At 58.7% G+C, this 9070-nt stretch carries 8 protein-coding genes and 2 tRNA genes; 3 read left to right on the plus strand and 7 right to left on the minus strand.

The window, feature by feature from the left end; genetic code table 11:
• Positions 1-476 (plus strand): Bax inhibitor-1 family protein (locus Q8K05_RS07125; protein WP_305245812.1); only part of this gene is annotated, 476 nt, incomplete at its 5' end.
• A 61-nt stretch (positions 477-537) separates the two neighbouring features.
• Here Q8K05_RS07125 and rlmD read toward each other — a convergent pair.
• The 4 genes from rlmD to surE form a co-directional block, all read right to left on the minus strand.
• Positions 538-1998, minus strand: a complete 1461-nt coding sequence (rlmD, locus tag Q8K05_RS07130; RefSeq protein WP_305245813.1) for a 23S rRNA (uracil(1939)-C(5))-methyltransferase RlmD — start codon at positions 1996-1998, stop codon at positions 538-540.
• A 232-nt stretch (positions 1999-2230) separates the two neighbouring features.
• Positions 2231-3052 carry a peptidoglycan DD-metalloendopeptidase family protein gene (locus Q8K05_RS07135; protein WP_370868793.1) on the minus strand — a complete coding sequence of 274 codons (822 nt, stop codon included), beginning with the start codon at positions 3050-3052 and terminating at the stop codon, positions 2231-2233.
• Positions 3053-3205: 153 nt separating this feature from the next.
• Positions 3206-4030 (minus strand): protein-L-isoaspartate(D-aspartate) O-methyltransferase, encoded by an 825-nt coding sequence (locus Q8K05_RS07140; RefSeq protein WP_370868791.1) that lies wholly within the window; start codon positions 4028-4030, stop codon positions 3206-3208.
• Positions 4027-4827, minus strand: coding sequence for a 5'/3'-nucleotidase SurE (gene surE / locus Q8K05_RS07145; protein WP_305245816.1), 801 nt, complete (start codon positions 4825-4827; stop codon positions 4027-4029). The genes Q8K05_RS07140 and surE overlap by 4 nt, the downstream gene beginning before the upstream one ends.
• 143 nt (positions 4828-4970) lie before the next feature.
• Between surE and Q8K05_RS07150 the strand changes: the two genes are divergently transcribed.
• Together Q8K05_RS07150 and Q8K05_RS07155 are read left to right on the plus strand one after the other, a co-directional pair.
• Positions 4971-5945: an NADPH:quinone oxidoreductase family protein gene (locus Q8K05_RS07150; protein ID WP_305245817.1), complete on the plus strand. Its 975-nt coding sequence runs from the start codon at positions 4971-4973 to the stop codon at positions 5943-5945.
• A 162-nt stretch (positions 5946-6107) separates the two neighbouring features.
• Complete coding sequence (locus Q8K05_RS07155) at positions 6108-6548, plus strand: response regulator (RefSeq protein ID WP_305245818.1); 441 nt, start codon at positions 6108-6110, stop codon at positions 6546-6548.
• A gap of 289 nt (positions 6549-6837) precedes the next feature.
• Here the strand turns inward: Q8K05_RS07155 and Q8K05_RS07160 are convergent.
• From Q8K05_RS07160 to Q8K05_RS07170, 3 genes are all read right to left on the minus strand, one after another.
• Positions 6838-6913, minus strand: a tRNA-His gene (locus Q8K05_RS07160).
• Positions 6914-6949: 36 nt separating this feature from the next.
• Positions 6950-8887 carry a SurA N-terminal domain-containing protein gene (locus Q8K05_RS07165; protein ID WP_305245819.1) on the minus strand — a complete coding sequence of 646 codons (1938 nt, stop codon included), beginning with the start codon at positions 8885-8887 and terminating at the stop codon, positions 6950-6952.
• Between the two features lie 76 nt (positions 8888-8963).
• Positions 8964-9039 (minus strand) — tRNA-Val (locus tag Q8K05_RS07170).
• Between the last annotated feature and the right edge of the window lie 31 nt (positions 9040-9070).

Genomic DNA, 9070 nt, shown 5'->3' on the forward strand with positions numbered 1-9070 from the left:
CCATTGAAAAGACCAAGAACTCGGCGGCAGGCGTGCCTGTTCTGCTGGGCTTTACCTTCTTCATGGGCTTGATGCTGTCGCGCATGATCGGCATGATTCTGGGCTTCAGCAACGGCTCCCAGCTGATCATGACGGCCATGGGCGGCACGGCCGGTGTATTTTTTGTCATGGCGACGCTGGCCAGCGTGATCAAACGCGACCTCTCCGGCATGGGCAAATGGCTGTTCGTCGGTGCTGTCGTGGTCATGGTTGGCGGCATTGTCAATATTTTTGTCGGCTCGACCGCTGGCATGATGGCCATGTCGGTGGCCGTGATCGCGATCTTCAGCGCCTACATGCTGTATGACCTGAAGCGTATCCTCGACGGCGGCGAAACCAACTACATCAGCGCCACACTGGCTTTGTACCTGGACATCTTCAATGTCTTCCAGGCCATGCTGGCCCTGCTGGGAATCTTTGGCGGCGAACGCGACTGAAGTTTGCGGCAAGCAACAAAAAAGGGCCTTCGGGCCCTTTTTTGTTGCTTGCAGAAAGTGCTTACACCCGCTCGAACACCGCCATGGACTCCACATGCGCCGTGTGCGGGAACATATTGACCACGCCGGCTGCCGTGCAGCGGTAAGCGCCGCCGTCCACCAACAAACCCGCATCGCGTGCAAGTGTGGCCGGATTGCAACTCACATACACAATGCGACTAGGCAGTGTCCAGTCGCCCAGCACGAGGCTTTGCTGCAGTCCTGCATCATCGCAGGGCACACCGGTCACGATCTGCTGGTGCAGGGCGGCCAGGGACTTGAACAACTCAAACGCACCTTCACGCGGCGGATCCACCAGCCACTTGTCGGCCACGCCGTCTTTGACCAGCATGGAAGGTGTCATTTCAAAAAGATTACGCGCTACAAACGTAGTAGCAGCCAACGCAGGCCGGACCTGTGAAGCAGCCCTGTTTAGCTCAAAATTATCGCGTGAACGGGCAACCAGCACCTCGCTGCCCTCAATGCCCAGCACTTCGCGGGCACGTGTGGCCAGCGGCAGCGTGAAATTACCCAAGCCGCAAAACCAGTCAATCACCCGCTCATGCGGCTGCACATCCAGCAGGCGCAGCGCACGGGATACCAGCACCTGGTTGATCTCCGGGTTGACCTGGGTAAAGTCGGTTGGCTTGAACGGCATGACCACGCCGAACTCCGGCAAGCTGTAGCTCAACTGCGGCACGTCCTCGTCCAGCAGCTTGACGGTCTCCAGCCCGCCGGACTGCAGCCACCATTGCAGGCCCGGATTCGCGGCAGCAAAAGACCGCAGCCGGGCCAGATCACCCTCGCTGAGCGGCTCCATATGACGCAGCACCATGGCCGTCACCTCGTCGCCACACGCCAGCTCGATCTGCGGAAGGGTTTCCCTGGCATCCATGCTGCCAATGAGTTCGCGCAGCGGTAGCAACATGTCGCTGACATGCTTGGGCAACACATGGCATTCACTCATGTCGGCCACATAGCCGCTCTTGCGCTCGTGAAACCCGACCAGCACGGCGCCTTTTTTACGCACATAGCGCACGGACAGGCGCGCCCGGTAGCGGTAGGCCCAAGCCGGCCCTTCGATGGGCCTTAACAAGTTGTCGGCCTTGACCTTGCCGATGTGGCGCAGGTTGTCTTCAAGCACGCGCTGCTTGACCGCCACCTGCGCACCCACATGCAAGTGCTGCATCTTGCAGCCGCCGCAGGCACCGGTGTGCATGCCAAAGTTGGGGCAGGCCGGGCGCACCCGCTGCGAGGACTCGCGGTGAATCGCCAGCAGCGTGGCTTTTTCAAAAGTGCTTTTCTTGCGGTAAACATTGGCCGTCACCAGCTCAAATGGCAGTGCGCCCTCAATGAACACGACTTTGCCGTCTGCACGGTGCGCAATACCCTGGGCCTCAATGTCAAGCGACTCCACTGCGAGTAAATCCAGCGGGTAGTCGGCAGGCGCAGCGGTCGGTTTTTTCTCGGTTTCTTCAGTCATCGCCCATTGTCTCAGGCTGCAGCATCAATTTTTTGAGCGCCCGAAAAAGGCAGCACACCTGCCTGCGTAACAACGCCCCCAGCAGCACACAACACTACAAAATAGATAGCAGATAGTACCCGTGGTTAAAGGGCTAATAGCCAATTCAGTTACAAAACCAGAAAGAACACGAGCACCCATAAAAAAAGGAGTCCGGCCAGTGCAGGACTCCTTTTCTTTCAGGCCCGGTTGCCTACCTGCCAGGCAGGTACTTGGCCGGATCGACCGGTTTTCCCTGACGGCGGATTTCAAAATGCAGCTTCACGCGGTCCGCATCACTGCTGCCCATTTCTGCAATCTTCTGGCCTCTTCTGACCGTCTGGTCTTCTTTGACAAACAGCTTCTGGTTATGCGCATAGGCCGTGAGAAAGGTGTTGTTATGCTTGAGGATGACCAGGTTACCGTAGCCCCGCAGGCCCGCACCGGCATACACCACGCGACCATCGGCGGAAGCCATCACGGCATCACCGGCCTTGCCCGCAATATCGAGCCCCTTATTTTTGGCTTCGTCGAATCCCGCGATCAGCGCGCCGTGTACCGGCCAGATCCATGCCACATCTTCGTCGCCATTGGATGCAGGTACGGGCACCTGTGCAGGAATCAGTGCAGGTGCGGCACCCGCGATCGCCGGTGCGGGCCTGGCAGGGCCCAGCGCAGCGGAAGCTGCTGCGGTTGCGGCACCCGGCGACACAGGGCGTGTCACTGCCAGCGAGTTTTCGCTGGCAGGCGGCACCACGCGCAGCACTTGCCCAACCTCAATGAGGTTGGGGTTTTCAAGATTGTTCCAGCGCACGATATCGCGCCAGTTTTGACCGTTTTCCAGGCCGATGCGGATCATGGTATCGCCGGGCTTGACGGAGTAATAGCCGGGTTTACCGGCATTCTCAAAGCCCGGTAGTTGCTTGGCGTCGCCGCTGTCGAGCGCGCCGGGAAGCTGACGCGACAGACCCGTGCCGCGATCTTCAACCGGTGCATTGCCGCCGGAGCGCGAGGCACAGCCCGCCGCCACAAGCATGGCCACAGCCAACGCGCACGGCAGCGCCAGTCTGCGGGCAAGGTGGGTGCTGTGCACCACGCCTGATGTGCCTGCAGACTCCGCCTTATTCGAGCGTTCGGTTTGATTCATTGGTTCTTTCTTCTTCAATCTCGACCCAATATGGGTTGGTCTTTAGCTAGTGCCCGATTTTAAAGGCACAAAATGCACAGCTTCCAGCAGGGTCTGCCTGATGCCTTGCGCTGTTTTGTCTATGACGACCAGCGCCTGCGCGCCAGTTGCGGTTTGCATCGGTGCGACCAAGCGACCGCCGGTCGCCAGTTGCTCTATCCAGGCCGGCGGAATGGACTCACCGCCCGCCGCCGCAATAATCGCCGCATAAGGCGCACCCTTGGCAAATCCCATCATGCCATCGCCGAACAACAGGTGGACATTGGGCAGCCTGAAAGTCCGCAAATTCTCCCTGGCCTTGTCATGCAGGCCGCGCAACCGCTCGATGCTGTAAACCTCGGTCGCCAGATGGCTAAGCACGGCCGCCTGGTAACCACAGCCAGTGCCAATCTCCAGCACACGCCCCAGCCTGCCGGGTGCGCCAAGACGCAGCAACTCCAGCATGCGCGCCACCACATTGGGTTTGGAAATGGTCTGACCCAAGCCGATCGGCAGGCTGGTGTCCTCATAGGCTTGGTTGACCAGCGCCGAATCGACAAAGCGGTGGCGCTCTACCAGGCCCATGGCCGCGAGCACCTGCGCGTCTGACACGCCTTGCGCCACCAGCTTGTGCACCATGCGCGCCCGCACCGTTTGAGAGTCGAGGCCGACGCCGCCGGGCACCACTGCCTGGGCTGGCTTCCTTATACCATTTAGGCCTTTAACACTTACCTGAGGGGAATTAGCAGCTATTATTTTAGTAGCAGATGGTACACCCATATCCGGTTTCAGACGAACCGGAAACGCCGGACGAGCCACTGCGGGAGGCGGCTTGAAAGGGGACGTCATGCGGGCGTTTTCTGGTACGCATGCGCCAGCTTGGACGCTGTTTGGGCCCAGTAAGGCAGCCGCTCGTGATCGGTCAAATCCACATGAAGCGGCGTGATGGATACAAACTTCTGGCTTGTCGCGTAAAAATCGGTGCCCTCGCCTGCCTCCTTGGCAGACCCGGCACCGCCTATCCAGTACATGGTTTCACCGCGCGGGCTGGTCTGCGTGATCACGCGCTCTGCCGCGTGGCGGCGCCCCAGGCGCGCTACCTTGAAGCCCTGAATCTGCTCGTCCGGCACATTGGGGATGTTGACATTGAGCAGCCAGGGCGCCAGCGACGGCTGCGCGCCTTCGGCCAGGGCTTCAAGCGAGGGCATGAGTTGCCGCACCAGGTCGCGCGCGCGCTGGGCGGCAACCTCAATGTAGCCCCAGCCTTTTTCGGTCTGTGAAAAGGCGATGGCCGGAATGCCAAACAGATAGCCTTCCATGGCCGCCCCCACGGTGCCCGAGTAAATCGTGTCATCGCCCATATTGGCGCCATGGTTGATCCCTGACACCACGAGATCCGGACGGTATCCGAGCAAGCCCGTGAGTGCGATATGCACGCAGTCCGCAGGCGTCCCATTGATGTAGCGAAAGCCGTTGGCAGCCGTCTGCACGTACATCGGCGAGTGCAGGGTCAGCGCGTTAGATTTGGCGCTGTTGTTGTGCTCGGGTGCGACCACCTCGACATCGGCGACTGTTTTGAGTGCATCGTAAAGGGCCATGATGCCAGTGGCCTGATACCCGTCGTCGTTGCAAATCAGAATTTGCATGGTGTGATTTTACGGTCACAGCTGTGACAGCCCGCACCGTTTTTAACGGCGCACAACGTACGGCTTTGCCTATGATGCAAAGGTGAACCCGGCTCTGCTTTCCGGGTGGACCCCACGTTGTTCGTAACTTTCGGAGACATCTCATGCATGCCTGGCTTTGTGAAGACCCTAGCGGCGTAGACGCCCTGACCTGGAAAGAGCTGCCGACACCGCAACCCGAAGCGGGTGAGGTGCTGATTGAAATCAAGGCCGCCAGCCTGAATTTTCCGGACCTGCTGATCGTGCAGAATAAATACCAGATCAAACCGCCCCTGCCCTTTATGCCGGGCTCTGAATACGCGGGTGTGGTTCAAGCTGTCGGCGAAGGCGTGAGCCACCTGCAGGTCGGCCAGCGCGTCGCCTGCCTGTCCGGCACCGGCGGCTTTGCCACCCACACCATCGCACCCGCCGCGCTGTGCATGCCGCTGCCAGCAGGCTTTTCCTACGTCGATGCCGCCGCCTTCATCATGATCTACGCCACCTCGCACCACGCGCTCGTGGACAGGGCACAACTCAAGGCCGGTGAAACCGTTCTGGTCCTGGGCGCTGCTGGCGGTGTCGGCACCTCCGCCATCCAGATTGCCAAGGCCATGGGGGCCCGCGTGATCGCCGCCGCCTCCACCGATGAAAAATGCGCACTTTGCCGGTCAATAGGCGCCGATGCCACGATCAACTACAGCAACGAAAACTTGCGCGAGGCCCTCAAAGCCCTGACCAACGGCAAAGGCCCGGACGTCATTTATGACCCCGTGGGCGGCGAACTTGCAGAACCCGCTTTCCGCTCCATCGCCTGGCGCGGCCGTTATCTGGTGGTGGGCTTCGCCTCAGGCGCCATCCCGTCCTTGCCGTTGAACCTGACGCTGCTCAAGGGCGCCTCCATCGTCGGCGTATTCTGGGGCGGTTTTGCCAAACAGGAACCCGAAGCCAGCGCAAGTGCGATGGCCGAGCTGGCAAAGTGGTATGCGCAAGGCAAAATCAAACCAGTCATCGACCGCACCATGCCGATGGACCAGCTCAAGGCCGCTTATGCCCATATGGGATCACGCGGCGTAAAAGGCAAACTGGTGATGGTGAACTGACCCGGTTTTAGCCACTGAAAATAAATTTTCAGAAAAAAAACGGCCAATGTGGATTTTTTGCAGTGTGGCTGGTTTAGCGAGCCATGCCCACGCAGCGACACAGCGACACAGCGACACAGCACCTTGCTGGTATATTGACTGCTCACTACCGAAGCCCAGCCCATGAGAAAACCAACCATTCTGGTGGTGGAGGACAACCCCGACCACCTCGAATTAACGCTGACCACCCTGCAACAGCATGGTTTGCCTCACGATATCGTGGTTGTCCGCGATGGACTGGAAGCCGTCGAATACCTGTTCTGCGAGGGCCTGTTCAGTGACCGCGACCCTGACCATCAACCTTATCTGGTCCTGCTCGACTTGGGTCTGCCCAAGCTGAGCGGCCTGGCCGTCATGCAACGCATGCGGGACGATCCCCGAACGTTCTTTATTCCGGTCATCATGCTTACATCAGCGAGCGAACAGTCTCAGGCAGTAATTGCATTCAAAGGCGGGCTCAACAGCTACGTAAGCAAGCCACTTGACTACTTTGTGTTTGAAGAAAAACTTCAGCAGCTCAACGAGATCTGGCGCTCCTCCGACCTGGCGCCGCTAAGCGACTGAGACTCTCGACACAGCACCATCGTGATGGGATGAGGGGGTGTTCCCCGGTCAGATCACAACCGGAGCACGCGAGCAACACGGATGCAATCGCTTGATCCAGACGCAACTTCACCCGCGAAACCATGATATTCGACCTACGCTGACCTTCCCGGGCGAGTTAGGAGTTTTCGCTTCAACGTAGTTGAGCCAATCGGGCGCGCCCACAAAAAAGCCCCTGCGAATGGGGCTCTTTTATTTTCGATTGACTATTTACCACTCGGCGAACCGTATAGCAACACGAACTAAATACTGGGGTGGCTGATGGGGCTCGAACCCACGACAACAGGAATCACAATCCTGGACTCTACCAACTGAGCTACAGCCACCGTAGCTCTATATTATAGCGGCAAAGCCGCCATAAGTTACTGCGTCGCACCTACTTCTGCATTTGCGTTGTCAGGTACAGGCTTGGCAACGAGGATTTGCGCCTTGAAGCGCTCCTTCAGGCCGTTGTAATAAGCCAGACTCTCGGCAGACGTCCACCACTGCGCGTATTGCTTATGCGCTTGCCCTGCTACCGCCTCAAGCGGCGCCTCGCGGGGCAACACCTTGCCGACTTTGACGATGGCATAGCCCTGGGCACCCAGATCTACGCCGGTAAAGGCGGGCAAGGCGCTCGCATCCGTGCGCATTGCAGCATCAATCACTGGAGGCGGCAGTTCTTGCATTTGCTCCCGTGACACCAGCACCGGAGCGGGCAGCGCGGCGGAGGCCGGAGCAGCCTTCCACGCAGCCAGCCTGGCAACGCCGTCCTTGCGTGCTTCTTCGGCGCCGCGCTGGGCCAGCCAACGCTGGCGCACGATGCCTCTTACTTCTGCAAAAGGCTGGGTATGCGCAGGGAGGTACTGGACGATGCGGCCAGAGGCCAATTGGCTGGGCGCGACCTCAATGGCTTCCGTATTGCGTTTTTTCTCAATCGCATCCGGTGCAAACAGCGCATTGAGGAATTTTGCGTTGCCCAGCACGCCCGTAGCACCGGCTGGGGGCTGGCGCGTCACGTTGCTGGCAGTTTTGATTTCCAGCTTCAGGCGCTCGGCAACCGGCTTGAGACTGTCTGACTGCTCGTACACGCCATTTGTAAAAGTTTCAACGGCTTCAGAATATTTCTTCTGGGCTTGCTGCTTTGCCAGATCCGCTTCCAACTCGGGCCTCATTTCCTCGAAGCTGCGCTGCTTGGGCGCCTTGATGTCGGTCAACTTGATGATGTGGTAGCCAAACTCGGACTCCACAACGCCGCTGATGTCACCCGTTTTCATCGAAAACGCTGCATCTTCAAAAGACTTGACCATGGCGCCGCGGGCAAAAAAGTCAAGGTCTCCGCCATTAGGCGCGGACCCGGGGTCCTGTGAATTCTTGGCAGCCACCTCGGCAAACGTACCCGGGGATTTTTTCACAACTGCAAGCAACTCCTCCGCTTTGGCCCTGGCCTTTTCGCGGTCAGCAGCGGGCGCAGCCTTGGGCGATGTAATCAGGATATGGCTGGCACGGCGCTCTTCGGCACCGCCCAGTCGCTGGGCATTCTGTTCGTAATAGGTTTTGAGGTCTGCTTCGTTGACAGTGATGCTTTTCTTGATGGTGTCCACATCCAGCAGGACATATTCAACCGTGGCCTGCTCAGGCGCCTGAAAGAGCTTTTCGTTGGCTTTATAAAACTGTTCGAGGTCGGCATCCGTCGGGTTCAGCCTGGCTGCGAAATCGGCGGCATTGAAACGGGCCACCTGGATTTCCCGCTTTTCAAAGTAGGCGTTAAGCGCCAGGTCTGCAGCCGACTTGGGAGAAAACCCGCTGGCACCGATACCAACCAGCACCTGACGGTTAGACAGATCGGCACGCACATTGGCCTCAAACATCTCAGGGCTCATGCCCTGACTGCCCAACAGCTGGCGGTAGCGTTCCATGTCGAGTGTGCCGTCCGGGCGGCGCAAAGACGCGATTTCAGGATTTTCTTGCAGTTCGCGCGCGAGGCGCTGGTTACTGGTCGCGAGTTTGAACTTGTCCGCTGCCGCGGCAATCACGCGGTCACGCACCAGGCGCTCCAGCGTGGCGTAACGCGCTTGCGGCGAGTCCAGCAGCTTGACGTCCAGCGTAGGCATGGAGGCACGCAAGCGGTCAACTTCGATCTGGTGCGCCCGATCCCATTCCGACTGGCCTATCTCCTTGCCATCGACCTTGGCAACCGCCACGCCATTTCCGCCTGAGCGGTTGTAGCCATCCAGGCCAAACAATACAAAGGAGGGAACGATCAGCAAAAACAGCAATGCCATGGTGACTTTGGTGTGCTTGCGAATGAAATCAAACATCTCGAATTTCCTGTGTGACAGTCGAATGGACCCAACAATAAAAAAGGCGAACATAGTTCGCCTTTTTTCAAGTGGGTGGTGGGTGCTGACGGGCTCGAACCGCCGAACTACGCCGTGTAAGGGCGCTGCTCTACCAACTGAGATAAGCACCCCACTTTTAATTTCTACATCAGTTAAAAGCAT

Origin of the sequence: Polaromonas sp., from assembly GCF_030682935.1 — a bacterium.
In the GTDB taxonomy this organism is placed as follows: Bacteria; Pseudomonadota; Gammaproteobacteria; order Burkholderiales; family Burkholderiaceae_C; genus Polaromonas.